The organism is Paenibacillus sp. FSL H8-0332, assembly GCF_037963835.1.
Lineage (GTDB): Bacteria > Bacillota > Bacilli > Paenibacillales > Paenibacillaceae > Paenibacillus_AQ > Paenibacillus_AQ rhizoplanae.
Genome location: NZ_CP150145.1, coordinates 2562934 through 2578451, shown reverse-complemented (window position 1 = coordinate 2578451; position 15518 = coordinate 2562934). Strand labels below are relative to the sequence as shown.

Genomic DNA, 15518 nt, shown 5'->3' with positions numbered 1-15518 from the left:
TCCGCCTGAATACTGCCGGCAAGCCTAAGAACCCATGACATCTATACATAGGCACGGCTGCACGTATGGTTTAAACTAATTATATACACACTAGGGTTATCGGAGGCGGGAGCATGAACAGGAATGAGGAGCAGCAAGAGTCCATGGGGTCTCAGTTCAAATATATGGTCAGCGGGGATTCTATCTCCAAGGGCGTTGTGTACGACGAGACCCGAAGCAAGTATGTTATTCTGGAGGATAATTATGTAACCATGCTTCAGGGCAAGCTCAAGGGAGCTATGCGCAATACTGCCAGATTCGGCAATACGCTGATGAAGGGCTTCAGCAATCTGAAGCGGGATGTACTGAAGGAGAAGCCGGATGTGGTGCTGATTGAATACGGCGGCAATGACTGTGACTACCACTGGAGTGAGATTGCGAGCAATCCTGAGGCAGAGCATAGTCCCAAGACAGATTTTCCGGCCTTCGAGCGGATGCTGGTGGATATGATTCATTTCCTGAAGAACCAGGGGATCACGCCTATCCTGATGAGTCTGCCTCCGCTGAATGCGGACAACTACTTCAAGTGGGTCAGCGGCAACAATCCCGATTCCGAAGTGAACATTATGAAATTCCTCGGCAGCGTCACCAAGATCTACTGGTGGCAGGAGCGTTACAACTCCGCTATCATCAAGGTCGCCGAGAGCACCAAGACCAAGATTATCGATGTCCGGGGTGCCTTCCTGCAACAGCCGGATTACACCAAGTTCATCTGCCGGGATGGCATCCACCCCAACCGGGAGGGCCACCGGATTATCTACGATAAGGTGCTGGAATTCATCCGCATGAGTGAACCTCAGCTGCTGCTGGAGCCTGCGGCCATGCCTGGACATCCTTAGACAATAGCAAGCGCTCCCCAGCCTTGGCGGGGGAGCGCTTATTTGTGTTCAGGGCTGCTGCAAGGAGACGTAGTTGTCGCCCAGAAGCTTCTGGAAGTAATTGCGGTTATACAGCATGCTGGGATGACCCGGAGAATGAAGCAGCGCAGTCTCATTATACCGGTTGGCCCGCTCATGCTGGCCCAGCCGGTCATAACAGAGCGCGAGCTGCAGATTCGGAATCCAGGTGGCGAAGGCCTCATTTTTCATCGCCATGGACTCCGCCTGTCCGGGCAGCTGAAGGGCAAGCTCAAACCAGTAGATTGCCGGGTGTAGCTGGCCCTTATCCAGATGCCAGCCCCCCAGCCGGCAGCAGCCTTCGGCACGCGGAGCATCATATTGCAGTGTACGTGTGACCGCAGTGAAGGCCGCTTCCTTGTCCCCCAGCGCTTCCAGACATTCGGCCAGCCGCAGGCAGGCCTGAATATTATCTTCAATCCAGCCCTGCCCGCCGCTGAGGAACAGCTCGTAATACCGGCAGGCCTCCCGGTGAATTCCGTGGTCGCGCAGCTCATTGGCATAATAATATTGATCACGCGCAGAGAAGCTCTCGCCTTCCGCTGCCCGTTTGCGGTAGATCCGCAGATTGCGGTCCGTGTAAGCCTTATCCTTCTCATGGGTAACGCAGACGGTACTTGCCAGCGACGGGCCGTACACCTCCAGATATTCATGCACCGGACCGATCCAGCGGAACCCGCATGACCGGCGGACCAGCCGGTTGCGCCGCAAGGAGGTCGTCACCCTCCCCTCCCCGTCAAAAGCGAGATTATACTGCATATTCACGCTGTCCACCTGCTCCGGCAGCGAAGACTTCAGCTCCCTGAACACCGCCTGATCTTCTTCTCGCAGATAGTCGTCTGCATCCAGCCAGAAGATATAATCCCGGGTCGCCTTGCTGAAGGCGAAATTACGGGCAGCGGAGAAATCATCAATCCAGGTAAAATCATAAATTACGGCTCCATAGGCACCGGCAATCTCCTTGGTGCGGTCTGCCGATCCTGTATCCACAATAATGATCTCATCGGCCAGCCCTTCCACAGAAGCCAGGCAGCGGGGCAGGCTCTTCTCCTCATCGCGGACAATCATGCATAAACTGATCTCAATCATGGCAGCCTCCTGAATACATAATCCACTAGACTACCATGATATGCAGTGCAGCAACCGGCAAACCCTTGCTCTCACCCAAGGGCTGCGGTGCGTTTTTGGAGCTTATACTTTTTTTGCGGACTAAGCCGATGATTTTTGTTATAATAAGCAGCATACTATTCATATACAAGAAGGGGACGTTAGCTTTGTCAAAAATCGTTAAGACATTAACCATTGCCGGCAGTGACTCCAGCGGAGGCGCAGGCATTCAGGCAGACCTCAAAACCTTTGAGGAATACGGCACTTACGGCTTCAGCGCCCTGACTACCATTGTGACGATGGACCCTGACCGGGGCTGGCACCACAATGTATACCCTATCGATGCTGCCATCGTTGCCGAACAGCTCAAGACGATCTTCGCCGGTGGTCCAGTGGATGCCATGAAGACCGGTATGCTCGGCAGTGTGGACATTGTTAAGGTTACTGAACAAGCTCTGAAGAACAACAAGCAGACCAATGTCGTGATCGATCCGGTTATGGTATGCAAAGGCGAGGATGAAGTACTGAACCCGGAGAGTGCAGATGCCATCCGTGATCTGCTGCTGCCGCTGGCTACCGTGGCTACTCCGAATCTGTTCGAAGCCGGAGTACTCTCCGGTCTCGGCAAGCTGACTACGCTTGATCAGATGAAGGAAGCTGCCCGCCTGATCCATCAGCTTGGCACCCAGAATGTTGTCGTCAAGGGCGGCAAGGCGCTGGGCGGCGACAAGGCGATTGATATCTTCTTCGACGGCAGCGAATACCTCGTCCTGGAGACTGCGAAGATCGAGCCTGCCCATAACCATGGAGCCGGTTGCACCTTCGCCGCAGCGATTACCGGCGGGCTGGCTAACGGCTTGTCGGTGAAGGATGCAGTGGTGAAGGCGAAGGATTTCGTATCCGCCGCCATCCGTAACGGATATGCGTTCAATGAATATGTCGGCCCTGTCTTCCACGGGGGCTATCGTCTGGAGCAGTAAGGCTGGACCCTTAACAAGCATGTAATTGAGCAATAGACATACCAAAAACCTCTCTTCCTGATGACTGTCCAGTTCATCGGTGAAGAGAGGTTTTTTGGTGTACTGTATATCCTGCTTACTTGACGGGCGGTTCCTCCGCAATATGCTTCACGAACTCCAGCATCTTATCCTTGTCCTTGTCATTCAGTACACCCATAATGATGGATTTCGCATTATAATTGATTGGCAGCTCCGAGATGAACGGAGATTTCAGAATATCCACACCGTACAGCTCATTCTTGCCCGTGTCCTCATTGACTCCCCACTGCATGCGGGTATCGTCAGCGGCAAGCTTCCCGTCCGCCGTGATCGGCTCCATATTCTGGAATCCGGTTTGTCCGCCGATCCATTTGACGGTGGCCTCATCCAGAATGAGGATATCCGGCCGGTTCGCCGCCAGCTCCACAACTGCCTTTTGCATATAATTCATATCCAGCGAGTCGGAGCCGTCGCCCGTTCTGGGCAGATACGTCATCACCGTCTCCACCCGCTTCCATTCCGGGTAAGCCGCGATGATCGCCTTCTCCAGCTCCTCGGTCTTGCCGCTGGTATCCGTGACTCCGAAGCTGCCGATGAACATAATCTTCGCATCCACTGGCGGCAGGGAAGCTAGATATTGTCTATGCTGGTAATTGTCATAGAGAGCCTTCCCGCCAAAAATCACCACCAGCAGCCCGATAATGCCGAGGATCACATGTGTTCGGTATAGCCGCATGAAGGTCTCCCACTTGCTTGCCGTACCGGAGAAGCGTCCGTACTTGGCGAGCCGATCGTCTTCGGCCTTCTGAATCTCCTGCTCATCCCAGGTATCTAGAATCAGCTTGTACGCCCGGAAGTCCGCTTCATAGCCTGCTATCTCTTCCTCTGTGGTCAGGGCGCGTCTTCGCTTCAAATGCAGATCGAACCGCTTGTTCAGTTCCTCTCTGGTTACGGTTTCAGGTAATTCTAACTGCACATACGCTTGCTTCAGGTTCTCGTTCACATTGAATTCTCCTTTGATATGGATGATGCCGTAGTTCTATATTAACAGACTTCACCCTGTATTCTCCACTCGCGCTATAGGCGGGCAGCAATGTCCGGGGTCTCCATCAACAGGAACTCCATTTCGCTCTCCCCATGCTGATGCACGAAGCTATGCAAGAGGACGAAGCCTGCCTTCTTATACAAGCTGACTGCCCTCAGGTTAAAGCCTGCCACCGACAATCTGAATCGCTTCGCGTCATACGTCTGCTCTGCAAACTTCATCCCCGCCAGCAGGAAGGCCAGTCCATGGCCCTGTCCGGTCAGATCCGGTCTTAGCCCCAAGCCGATATCGAGGGCCGTTCCATCCAGGTAGAGTCCCCTCTCTATCCCTTCCCCCACCTGCGCGTTCTGTCCGTAACAGAAGAACCCGATCAACGCTCCCTCCGCAGCAGCTACACTGAAATAAGAGCCATCCAGCAGCTCCTCGATATCCTCTGCGGCATCAGCCGCATCCAGCATATTGTACAAGGTATATGGCGGCTCATATCTCCAGTTAACAATCTCTCTGGCCGCCGGCTCATCCATTAACCGGATCTGATAACCTCTGCCCTGTTCCAGAATCACTACATCATCCCTCCACTCTTTTGTTTCCTGAATTCGGTGGGCGTAAGCCCCCGATCTTCAGCCAGCCCTCTCCACCCATTATGTAATAAAAATTTCTGTAATCCGGAATATAGCCCATATCCTTAAGCGCTGTCTCTCATTATAACACTTTCGACATGGGTCCCGGTCGGGATATTCTCGGCGAGCTGAAGGCGGCCTTCGCAGAATAACGACTACAAATCCGCCGCAGAACTCATCCGCGATTACTATAGCAGACGAATTGTTCGCTGAGCTTAGAGGAAGTCTATAACAGGAAGCCGGGGCCTGCTAGCCTCTAGTCCAATCCGTGCAGTCCTCTCCACTCTTCCGGCTGCATGCCGGTAATCCGTTTGAAGACGGCGCAGAAATAGCTGACATTCTCAAAGCCTGCCCGCTGGGCGATTTCATAGATCCGCTGCCCCCGGCTGCTGAACATCAGCTGCTTGCTCCGGTTGACCCGCTGCTTGTTAATGTAGGCCACCGGCCGTTCTCGGACGGTCCGCTGGAACAGCCGGCACAGATACTGCGGCGAGACTGACGCTACCTCGGCCAGCTCCTTCAGCAGCAGCGGGCGATGCAGGTGAAGTTCAATATATTGCAGCACCGGCTTCATCCGCGCAAGCTCATTGTCCTCATTCGAGGCCGGAAGCAGGCTGCGCTTCAGATCCAGCAGCAGTGCATAGAGCAGCTTGGAACGCTCCAGATTGTCTTGCAGCTCATTGCCGGAGGAGAGGGTTAGCATCTCTTCCAGCGGTGCAAGAATGGGCTCTGCCCGCAGACGCCCGACCCCGGACTCGCGGATTCCGGCATAGAGCAGCATCTGGGCTGCTTCTCTTCCGTTGAACGAGATCCAGGCCAGTTCCCACTCCCGGCTAAGCGGGGTATAGGAATGGGGAACATCCGGGTAGAGACAGAACAGGTCGCCCGTCTCCGCAAGATAGGACTTGCCCCTGATATTCACTTCACCCTTCCCGCCGAGGACCTGGTGCAGCTGATAATCCGGGAAGCCCGCAGGCCGTGCCATCTCCCCCTGATGCTCCCAATACCCGATGGTCGTGGCATACAGCGGCAGCAGAAGCATATCTTCCATCTCGCAAAAGATCATCGTGCTATCCATAGATTCTCCTTCCAAATGCAATCTCGCTTTGATCTGTTGTTTCATATTTTATTATATCTGAAGAAAATCATTATATATACCCAGAACATTTCCCATCCTATAATATGAATATAACAATATAAGGAGATGTTAACTTGCGCAACAAACTCTCATATCAGCAACCTGCCAACGGATATCCCGAATGGAACAATAATCCTGAGATTTTTCAATTGAACCGTATAGACGCCCATGCCTCCATGATGTCCTTCCCGGCAGCGGCCGACGCCCTGCAAGGGGATAAAGCATCCTCATCCCGTTACCAGACGCTGAACGGAACGTGGAAATTCGCTTTTGCCGAAACACCGGATGCACGGATCAAGGACTTCTATAAGACCGGATACGACGCTGCCGCCTGGGCAGATATCGCCGTTCCTGCCCACTGGCAGTTCCAGGGATATGATTATCCCCAATACACCAATGTACGCTACCCTTGGGAAGTATCCGAGCCGGATCTGAAGCCTCCCTTCGCTCCAACGGTATACAATCCGGTCGGCTCCTATATCCGTTCTTTCAGCGTTCCGCAGGATTGGGACGGACAACCTGTATTCCTCAGCTTCCAGGGTGTGGAATCCGCCTTCTATGTATGGGTGAACGGCGAACTTGCCGGATACTCTGAGGATACCTTCACACCGTCAGAATTCGATATCACCGCCTACCTGCTTCCCGGCGAGAATAAGCTGGCCGTTGAAGTCTACCGCTGGTGTGATGCGAGTTGGCTGGAAGACCAGGACTTCTGGCGTCTGAGCGGAATTTTCCGCGATGTCTATCTCTACACTGCGCCTCCAGTACGGGTAGCCGACTTCTTCGTCCGCACCGAGCTGGACAAGAGCTTCACCGATGCGGAGCTGCAAGTAGACCTGACTCTGGAGAACTATTATAACCGGGTCATCGGGGCACACACCGTTGAAGTACAGCTCTACGACAGCAAGCAGCAGCCGGTATGGGCAGCGCCGGTGTCAGCCGGATTTGCTTTTGAACAAGAGGGAACTCAGCTGCTTAAGCTGTCCGCAGCCGTGAAGAACCCGCAGAAATGGAGCGCGGAGAAGCCTAACCTCTATACCCTGCTGATTACTGTGAAGGACGATCAGGGACAACTGCTGGAAGCGCTCAGCTGCAAGACGGGCTTCCGGACCTTCGAGATCCAGGACGGCCTGATGAAGATCAACGGCAAACGGATCGTATTCAAGGGCACGAACCGCCATGAATTCTCCTGCGATACCGGCCGTGCGCTCTCCAAGGAAGATATGATCACCGACATCAAGCTGATGAAGCTGCATAATATCAATGCCGTGCGTACTTCCCACTATCCGAACCAGTCGGTATGGTACGAGCTGTGCGACGAATATGGTCTCTATGTAATTGACGAGACGAACCTGGAGACACATGGCTCCTGGCAATACGGACAGAAGGAGCTGCATGAGGGCAACGTTCCCGGCAGCCGCCCGGAATGGCGCGCGAACGTCATTGACCGCTGTAACTCCATGATGCAGCGCGACAAGAATCACACATCCGTCATCATCTGGTCGCTTGGCAACGAATCCTTCGGCGGCGATAACTTCCTGGCCATGTATGACCACTTGAAGCAAGCTGACCCGACCCGTCCGGTGCATTATGAAGGCACTTATCATTACAGACCTTCGGACGCGGCCAGCGATATTGAATCGACGATGTACATCAAGCCGGATGAAGTTGTGGAGTACGCTCTCAGCAATCCGAAGAAGCCGTATATTCTGTGCGAATACAGCCATGCCATGGGCAACTCCTGCGGCGGCCTGCATCTGTACACCGAGCTGTTCGACAAATATGACAGCATTCAGGGCGGATTCATCTGGGACTGGGTGGATCAGGCGATCCGTACAACCACTCCTGAAGGCGTGTCTTATCTGGCTTACGGCGGAGATTTCGGGGAGAAGCCGCATGACGGCAACTTCAGCGGCAACGGGCTGCTGTTCGCGGACCGCAGCGTGACGCCTAAGCTCCTCGAGGTGAAGAAATGCTATCAGAATATCACCATCACCGCACTGGATCTGAAGAGCGGAAGCTTCGAGGCCCGCAACCACTTCCTGTTCACGGATCTGGCAGACTATCAGCTGAGATGGACACTGGCTCTGAATGGCGAGACTGCCCAGGAAGGACAATTGCCGCTCTCCACAGCGCCTGGCGAAGCAGCCAGCTTCACGGTTCCGCTGGATTCAGCCTTGCTTGAATCGGACAAGGAAGCTGTACTTACGGTGTCGTTCGTTCAAGAGGGCGCAACCGCCTGGTCTGAGGCTACGCATGAAGTTGCCTGGGAACAGTTCGTGTTAACCCCGTATATTCCGTCCCGGGGCCCGGAGCTTTCGGGTGGTACCCTGCAAGTGAAGGAGCAGGATGGCTTCCTGACCTTCGAGGGCAGCGGATTCGCGATTGCCTTCGAGGCAGCAACCGGAGCCCTGACCTCGCTGAAGTCCTCCGGGAAGGAGGTTCTGCTCGCACCGGCCAGACCTAACTTCTGGAGAGCTGTAACAGACAATGATCTGGGCAACAAGCATCCCGAGCGCTGTGCGGTCTGGAAGGAAGCGTCCTACGAGCGTCAGCTGGCCCGGTTCAGCTGCAGCGTGGAAGGCAACCTCGGCTTCGTGACCGCCGACTATCTGCTCAGTACGCAGCCGCAGTCCACCTTGCGTGTTCATTACGAGATTCGTACGGATGGTTCGGTCGAGATCGTACAGGAGCTTAACCCGGGCAGCAGCACCCTGCCGGAGATCCCGGAATTCGGAATGGTCTTCGAGCTGGACAGCAGCCTGGACACGATCTCCTGGTATGGCCGCGGGCCGCATGAGAACTATTGGGACCGTAAGGCCGGAGCTCCGCTGGGGCTCTACACAGGCAAGGTCAGTGAGCAGTTCACGGATTACCTCCGCCCTCAGGAATGCGGCAACAAGACAGATGTCCGGTATGCTTCCGTCACTGCAGGACGCGAAGGACACGGATTATCCGTGGAAGGTGCAGTACCACTCGAAGTCAATGCGCTTCCTTGGTCTCCGGCCGAGCTTGAAGCCAGCGACCACGGCTACAAGCTGCCAGCCTCTGACAAAACCGTGCTGCGTGTCAATTACAAGCAAATGGGCGTGGGCGGTGACGACAGCTGGGGTGCGCCAACCCATGAGCAATTCACTTTGCCTGCCAACCGTCCGTATACCTTCAAGTTCAAGCTCTCCCTGCTATAAACTGCCTTCTCCCTTAAGGCAGCTCAGCACAATGTCTGTAATGAGCTAAAGAAAGCTTTTCATAATTACCCGGAAGGGGTTATGGAAAGCTTTTTCTTTGTTATAGATTCTACCTCAGTAATGTAAGTATTTCACTGCTCTCTAGAGAGCAAGAATAGTCGTAATTCCACTTTGCTTGGCGAATCAGCACTTCCTTTGTCACCTGTGCAGGGGGCCGCCGAAGAATAACGAATTACTCATAGAAGACTACTACACTGGAGGGATTGAATTGGAAATTCTGAAAACAAAGGAAGCTGCGGAGCTGCTGTCCGTTAGCCAGACTACGATCAAACGCTGGGCGGCCATGTTCCCCAATTTCTTTCCAAAGGACCGTCTTGGACATTATACCTTCTCGGAGCAGCAAATCGGCCAGCTCAATCATATTAAAGACCGTATTAATCAGGGGGAAGCACTGGAAGGCATAGATCCGGATCTCACGAACGACAAGCTGCCAAAGGGCTCGCTGTATGAGAATCCAAGCCTATATACAGACGGTGACCCTATGAATAAAATATGGTCCCGGATCGAGTATATTGAACATGCACTGGATCAAAAAGCGAGCGAGATCGTTTCGGTACAGCTGCTCCAGCAGCGTGCAGAGCTTGAGGATATGCGAGTAATGATTAAGGAATTATCCGCGTCGCTGGAAACGATGCAGAAGCCCGGCAGTCCATCCCTCTCCCCGCATGAAGAGCTTTATCCGGTTGCCGCTGGCAGGCTGACGTCTCCACCAAGGAAGCGAGGTCTATTGCGCTCTTTTTTTTCATTCCTATAACCCTGTCTCTTTCAGCATTACAGAGATTACACTAGTGTGAAGACTTCGCTAACCCAGCCCTATATTACCCCGGTGAGGAGATATTGTATGTCAGACACCGCCGCAAGAATCCGGGATGAAATCCTGGGCTCCATGGCAGAACAATTCGAAGTGCATGTCACTGAAGCGGTCCAGATCGATCAGGGCTTCCTGAATCTGAAATGGAGACTGGACAGTGATCATGGCCGTCTGTTCGTGAAGCAGTACAGCAAGATCCGTTACCCTGAACCCCTCACCCGCGGACTGGAGGTCTCCTTAAGCCATCAGGATCATCTGTACCTGGAAGGCCTTCCTGTTCCGAAGCTATTTTCGCACCAGGGGAATTATGTGTTGAGAACGCCTTCACAGGAACGGTATGTCCTGATGAACCTGTGTGACGGTGACAGCATTGCGCCAGGCTCGGCAACCGAGCAGCAGATGTATGCCCTAGGCAGGGTAGTGGGCCGGATGCACAAGGTGCTGAACGCACGGCCTGCTTCGTTGCCACTGTACTGGGAGGTCCGCAGCCAGGCGTCTATGGTGAGAAACTGGGAGGCACGCTATCTCCAGGCCACCGCCCGGCAGAGCGAGGATACTCTATCGGCGCTTGAGCTTCAGCGGAGGATCATCGACCGGATGGACACTGGCATCTTCGCGGACTGCGAACGGGGCTGGGGACACCGGGACCTGTTCGTGGATAATATGCTGTTCAGGGCAGATCAGGTGGCGGCGATCCTTGACTTCGACCGGCTGCATTTCGTCTACCCGGAGTTTGATATAGCCCGGCCGATCCTCTCCTGCGCGTTATCTGAGGACGGAATCGGGCTGGACCGGGTACGTGCCTTCGTGACGGGCTACCGTGAATATACCCCCTTGCCTGCAAGTACACTCATCCGGTCACTGAAATTAACGTGGTGGAAGGAAGCCGAATGGATTGCTGTGCCTCAGCAGGATGAATTCCCTCCGCTCGTCCGCTTCCGTCAGGAGAATCATTGGATCGCGGCCAACTGGGAGCGCTTGAATGATATTTTTGCCGGGATCTGAGGGATTGTCCTTAGCTCTGATACAGCCGGATGCTCGACACCGTCATTACCGCAGGCAGCGCAGCTTCATCTACCGCGACCGGATCGTACCACCCGCCAACGGCAAGATTAAGCAGCAGATAGAACGGCTGATCAAACGGCATGACACCCGGTTCCAGCCGCCGCTCTGCGAAGCAGTGCTCGTCTACCAGCCACCTTATGGAGCCTTCGTCCCATTCCAGCGCATACTCCCGGAATTCATCAATCGTTCCGCGCTCCAGCTCATGGGTGAATTCTTCGACGACCTTATGCTCCAGATCCGGCCCATAGTGCAGCGTTCCCGCTATGTGCCTGGGCAGACGTCCCTTCGCCTCCAGGATATCGATCTCACCGGAAGCAGGCCAAGGGCCGTAAGCCTGATCCTGCGGAAGCAGCCAGATGGCAGGCCAGAGCCCCTGCCCTACCGGCAGCTTGGCGCGCACGACCAGCCTGCCGTAGCAATAAGAGAACTGGTCCTTCGTATCCAGCCGTGCCGAGGTATACGCGAAGCTCCGCCCCTCCTGCTCCGTCACTTCGCGGCGCGCACATAGCTGCAATCCTTCCTCTCCGATAGACAGATTCCCCGGATGCCCTGTATAGAACTGCTGCTCCCCGTTGCCCCAGCCCGGAAATACGGGATTCCCGTCATTGTCCAGCAGGTCGTTACCCAGGCGAATGTTCCAGAGCTTCAAATCCGCCGCTTCACTTGTGAAATCCTGCTCCCATACAAGCTTGTTCATCCACTGCACACTCCTTCCGTTTAATCACAGCATAATGAATTTCCGGCCCCCGTGGGCGGAATCCAAAAAATTGGGATAGGGTCAATAATCATGGCCTTTTTTCCTCTGCTCTTTTCTCATACGATGATAGAGGAAGGGGGCACAAGATATGTTCCACACGAGAACGGAACAAATGAAAGCGCTTCTCAGGCAATGGCAGCTGCAAAGCATGGTGATCCCGGGCATCCTCTGGATGTTCATCTTCTGTTACGTCCCTATGCTGTGGCTGATCATTGCCTTTATGGACTTCAGCATCGCGAAGCCCATGCTGGAGTCTCCATTTGTCGGTCTGAAGCATTTTCAGGATTTCGTCACAGATGACCGGTTTTGGCGTTCGATCCGCAACACCCTCGGCATGAGTACGATCAAGCTCGTGCTGGGTTTTCCCATCCCTATTTTCTTCGCTTTGCTGCTGAATGAGATCCGCAGTCTCCGGTTCAAGCGTACGGTGCAGACCATCTCTTACCTGCCCCATTTCATTGCCTGGACGATCTTCGGCGGCATCGCACTCAACTGGCTGGGCGAGGGCGGTGTAATCAACCAGCTGATGATGGCTCTGGGGCTTCAGGACCGGGAGATCCTGTTTAACAGCGACCCTAAGTACTTCTGGTGGATTACCTTTTTCACCGATACGCTGAAGGAGACCGGCTGGAGTGCCATCATCTACATAGCAGCCATAGCCGGCATTGATCCGGGGCTGTATGAGGCAGCCGAATTGGATGGAGCGAACCGCTGGCAACGGATGTGGCATATCACGGTTCAGAGCATCCGCCCCACGATTGCGATTCTGTTCATCCTCGCCGTCAGCGGAATACTCGGCAGCAACTTTGAGCAGATCTTCATGCTGAAGAACAACATGAACATGAAGATGGCGGAGAGTCTGGACCTCTACATCTATAACATGGGGCTGGTCTCCGGGCGTCACTCCTTCTCCACCGCTGTCCTGTTTGCCCGTTCGATTGTCGCGCTGGGGCTGCTCCTGTTAGCCAATCAGACGTCCAAGAAGTTAACCGGGGACAGTATTTTTTAACCCGACTCCACCTGGAAAGGAGACAACAGATTCATGGCAAGACGCGGAGGTTTGCGGCGGATTGGCGCTTTTGAGCTTATCAACACCCTGCTGATGCTGGCAGTCTGCTTCCTGACGCTGTACCCGATGTGGTTCGTGCTCGTCAACTCGCTGAATTCACCGGCGCAGGCTTCGCTGGGTACCGTCAACTGGTTTCCCAAAGAGCTGTCGCTCGCCAGCTACAGTGTTGCTTTTAACGACAGAACCTTGATGAACGGCTTCTACATCACAACGCTGCGTACGGTAATCGGAACGGTAGTGCATGTGCTGTTCACTGCAATCATTGCTTACGGAATGAGCAAGGCCAACTTAATGGGCCGCAAGCTGTATCTCAAAATCTCATTGATTACGATGCTGTTCTCAGGCGGGCTGATTCCCTCCTTCATTCTCATGACGAAGCTGGGCCTGTATGATAGCTTCTGGGTGTTCATTATCCCGTCGATGTATACTTTCTTCAATATGGTTATATTTATGAGCTTCTTCCGCACCATTCCTGACAGCCTGGAGGAGTCGGCCAAGGTAGACGGCGCTTCGGATTACGGCGTGCTGTTCCGGATTGTACTGCCTAACAGCATGGCGGTCATTGCGACCATTGCGCTTTTCTCCGCCGTCTATCACTGGAATGATTATTATCAGGGTGTCATCTACATCCATTCCCAGGAGCTGCTGCCGCTGCAGACCATGCTGTACAAAATCATCGCCGAGAACTCCATGTCCTTCATGCAGCAGCAGGCCATGGCCCAATTCGGTGCCCGGCTGCCCGGCAACTCGATCAAATTCGCCTCCATGATGGTGGCTACGCTGCCGATCCTGATCTTTTACCCCTTCATTCAGCGTTATCTGGTCAAGGGCGTGATGATCGGCGCGATTAAGGGGTAGCGGCAATGAAGCATTCTACACCATACCGAAAGGATGATTCTTACGTGAAAAGCAAACCTGTAAGGCCCGTCTTAGCCGCTCTGCTGGCCGTAACCTTAACGTTAACGCTGGCCGCCTGCAGCAGCAATTCCGCAAGCAAGGAGAATACCCCAACGGCTGCACCGCAGGCTGAAGCCTCGCCCTCGCCGTCGGCCGAAGCCAAGCTGAACGGTGATGAGCCTGCCTGGAAGCTCGATACCAGCCCGGTAGATCTAACCTGGTTCGTTGGCGCGAACTGGTATGCCCACACCTGGGGCGAGAGCCACGCCTCCAAATATGTCACGGAGAAAACAGGCGTCAACGTCAAGCTGGAGGTTCCCTCCGGTGAAGCGAATGAGCAAATCACGCTGATGATGACCTCGGGCAAGCTGCCGGACCTCATCACCATGGGTTCCTGGGAGACCGCTGTCAAAAAGCTGTGGGAAGGCGATCATGTCTATGCCCTCAACGAACTGGCCGATCAGTACGATCCTTACTTCTTCAAGGTCGCCGGAGACGGTACGCTGAAGTGGTACCGGCAGGAGAACGGCAACACCTACGGGGTTCCGAATGATTCCTACAGCCCCAATCTGATGCATGAGACCGGTATGACCGCAGCCAACCAGACCTTCCTCGTTCGAAAGGATCTGTATGAGGAGATGGGCAGACCGGATCTCAGTACTCCGGACGGCTTCCTGGGGGCGCTGCAATTGCTGAAGGACAAATATGCCGAGTATAAGGGTCAGCCGATCAGCCCCTTTTTCGCGCAGGGGAATGTCCCTTACGGGATGACGGAATATCTCCAGAATCTGCTGGCCGTTCCGCATGAGAAGGACGGCAGCGTCTATGACCGCATGACCGATCCCGATTATATCGCCTGGCTCAAGACCTTCCGCACCGCTTACGAGCGCGGATTGATTAACGTGGACTTCCTGGTCGATTCCGATACTCAGGTGGAAGAGAAAACGAACAACGCCCGCTACTTCATGATGATCCGCGAATGGACCGGCATGACCGCTGTCAATCCGATGCTGGCTGCGGGGGCTAACCCGGACTCTAACTACATCGCCGTTGACGGGCCTCAGAACAGTAAGGGCGACAGCGCCAAGCTGTTCCCCGGCAACATGGACGGCTGGATGGTGACGATGATCAGCAAGTCCACCGGGAATCCGGAGCGGGCGATCCGCTTCCTGACCTACCTCGCCAGCGAAGAAGGCCAGCGTGACCTGTTCCTCGGCAAGGAAGGCGAAACCTGGGATAACGTGGACGGCAAGCCGCAGCTGAAGGCCGAATTCGCAGACATGCTGGGCAGCAATATCGAGAAGCTGGAGAAGGAAGACGGCATTCTGGATACGTACTGGATGATGCGCAATCCGGTTATCGTCAACCAGTGGAGACCGGAGAAAGCGCCTGTGATCAAGCAGATGGAGGATTTCGCCAATGCACAGGCCGATATCGACAGCGGGATCTACAAAGGGCTGGACCCGCTTGGCGATTCCGAGGTGGCGGTTGCCTGGTCACGGATCTCCCAGAACTGGGAGGAAGTGCTGCCTGAGCTGATTACGGCCAAGGACGAAGCGGCTTTTGACAAAATCTTCGAGAGCTTCCTCTCCCGCCGCGACAGCTACGGCTTCGCGCAGGTCATGGAGTTCCGCCAGACGGAGCTGGATGCCCGCAAGGCCAAAATGGCGGAATAAGGAAAAGGAATACCCCCTATAACCTACTGTGTACCGGCGGCCGGAAGGGCTGCCGGTATTCCCTGCTTAGAAAGGAATCCGCCTCAGGCTGCAATGCCTTATGGCCTACCAGCCGATTGGTAATCTGTGCTATATTACTGGGATGGGAGGGA

General features: G+C 54.5%; 13 protein-coding genes. 8 read left to right on the top strand and 5 right to left on the bottom strand.

Annotated elements, in window-relative coordinates; genetic code table 11:
* The first annotated feature begins 113 nt into the window (after positions 1 to 113).
* Complete coding sequence (locus NST43_RS10905) at positions 114 to 878, top strand: SGNH/GDSL hydrolase family protein (RefSeq protein ID WP_209992302.1); 765 nt, start codon at positions 114 to 116, stop codon at positions 876 to 878.
* A 48-nt stretch (positions 879 to 926) separates the two neighbouring features.
* Here NST43_RS10905 and NST43_RS10900 read toward each other — a convergent pair whose 3' ends face one another.
* Positions 927 to 2024, bottom strand: a complete 1098-nt coding sequence (locus tag NST43_RS10900) for a glycosyltransferase family 2 protein (protein WP_339224381.1) — start codon at positions 2022 to 2024, stop codon at positions 927 to 929.
* A gap of 185 nt (positions 2025 to 2209) precedes the next feature.
* Here NST43_RS10900 and thiD point away from each other — a divergent pair, with 185 nt between their 5' ends.
* Positions 2210 to 3022: a bifunctional hydroxymethylpyrimidine kinase/phosphomethylpyrimidine kinase gene (gene thiD, locus NST43_RS10895; protein WP_339224379.1), complete on the top strand. Its 813-nt coding sequence runs from the start codon at positions 2210 to 2212 to the stop codon at positions 3020 to 3022.
* A gap of 115 nt (positions 3023 to 3137) precedes the next feature.
* On the opposite strand, the gene NST43_RS10890 is transcribed toward thiD, so the two are convergent.
* From NST43_RS10890 to NST43_RS10880, 3 genes are all read right to left on the bottom strand, one after another.
* On the bottom strand, positions 3138 to 4043 hold the full coding sequence (locus tag NST43_RS10890) for a hypothetical protein (protein WP_339224378.1): 906 nt from the start codon (positions 4041 to 4043) through the stop codon (positions 3138 to 3140).
* 74 nt (positions 4044 to 4117) lie between these two features.
* Positions 4118 to 4648 carry a GNAT family protein gene (locus NST43_RS10885; RefSeq protein WP_339224376.1) on the bottom strand — a complete coding sequence of 177 codons (531 nt, stop codon included), beginning with the start codon at positions 4646 to 4648 and terminating at the stop codon, positions 4118 to 4120.
* A gap of 313 nt (positions 4649 to 4961) precedes the next feature.
* Entirely contained in the window at positions 4962 to 5783 is an 822-nt protein-coding gene (locus NST43_RS10880; RefSeq protein ID WP_339224374.1) for an AraC family transcriptional regulator, read from the bottom strand.
* A gap of 134 nt (positions 5784 to 5917) precedes the next feature.
* On the opposite strand from NST43_RS10880, the gene NST43_RS10875 reads away from it, so the two are divergent.
* The 3 genes from NST43_RS10875 (at position 5918) to NST43_RS10865 (ending at position 10907) form a co-directional block, all read left to right on the top strand.
* Entirely contained in the window at positions 5918 to 9031 is a 3114-nt protein-coding gene (locus tag NST43_RS10875) for a glycoside hydrolase family 2 TIM barrel-domain containing protein (protein ID WP_339224373.1), read from the top strand.
* Between the two features lie 268 nt (positions 9032 to 9299).
* Positions 9300 to 9845, top strand: a complete 546-nt coding sequence (locus NST43_RS10870; RefSeq protein ID WP_339224371.1) for a MerR family transcriptional regulator — start codon at positions 9300 to 9302, stop codon at positions 9843 to 9845.
* A gap of 87 nt (positions 9846 to 9932) precedes the next feature.
* The gene (locus NST43_RS10865; RefSeq protein WP_339224370.1) at positions 9933 to 10907 is read left to right on the top strand and encodes a phosphotransferase; all 975 of its coding nucleotides are present in this window, start codon (positions 9933 to 9935) and stop codon (positions 10905 to 10907) included.
* A 10-nt stretch (positions 10908 to 10917) separates the two neighbouring features.
* Here NST43_RS10865 and NST43_RS10860 read toward each other — a convergent pair whose 3' ends face one another.
* Positions 10918 to 11664: a glycoside hydrolase family 16 protein gene (locus NST43_RS10860; RefSeq protein WP_339224368.1), complete on the bottom strand. Its 747-nt coding sequence runs from the start codon at positions 11662 to 11664 to the stop codon at positions 10918 to 10920.
* Between the two features lie 148 nt (positions 11665 to 11812).
* On the opposite strand from NST43_RS10860, the gene NST43_RS10855 reads away from it, so the two are divergent.
* From NST43_RS10855 to NST43_RS10845, 3 genes are read left to right on the top strand one after another with little or no spacing between them, the layout of a single operon-like run.
* Complete coding sequence (locus tag NST43_RS10855) at positions 11813 to 12733, top strand: ABC transporter permease subunit (protein ID WP_209992311.1); 921 nt, start codon at positions 11813 to 11815, stop codon at positions 12731 to 12733.
* Positions 12734 to 12766: 33 nt separating this feature from the next.
* Complete coding sequence (locus NST43_RS10850) at positions 12767 to 13651, top strand: carbohydrate ABC transporter permease (protein ID WP_339224365.1); 885 nt, start codon at positions 12767 to 12769, stop codon at positions 13649 to 13651.
* 44 nt (positions 13652 to 13695) lie between these two features.
* A complete protein-coding gene (locus tag NST43_RS10845; RefSeq protein ID WP_339224364.1) occupies positions 13696 to 15366 on the top strand; it encodes an extracellular solute-binding protein in 1671 nt (556 codons plus the stop codon).
* Positions 15367 to 15518: the final 152 nt, after the last annotated feature.

Coding starts and splice junctions, on each gene's coding strand:
- NST43_RS10905 (WP_209992302.1), top strand. CDS start 114: ATGAACAGGAATGAGGAGCAGCAAGAGTCCATGGGGTCTCAGTTCAAA.
- NST43_RS10900 (WP_339224381.1), bottom strand. CDS start 2,024: ATGATTGAGATCAGTTTATGCATGATTGTCCGCGATGAGGAGAAGAGC.
- NST43_RS10880 (WP_339224374.1), bottom strand. CDS start 5,783: ATGGATAGCACGATGATCTTTTGCGAGATGGAAGATATGCTTCTGCTG.
- NST43_RS10865 (WP_339224370.1), top strand. CDS start 9,933: ATGTCAGACACCGCCGCAAGAATCCGGGATGAAATCCTGGGCTCCATG.
- NST43_RS10860 (WP_339224368.1), bottom strand. CDS start 11,664: ATGAACAAGCTTGTATGGGAGCAGGATTTCACAAGTGAAGCGGCGGAT.
- NST43_RS10855 (WP_209992311.1), top strand. CDS start 11,813: ATGTTCCACACGAGAACGGAACAAATGAAAGCGCTTCTCAGGCAATGG.
- NST43_RS10850 (WP_339224365.1), top strand. CDS start 12,767: ATGGCAAGACGCGGAGGTTTGCGGCGGATTGGCGCTTTTGAGCTTATC.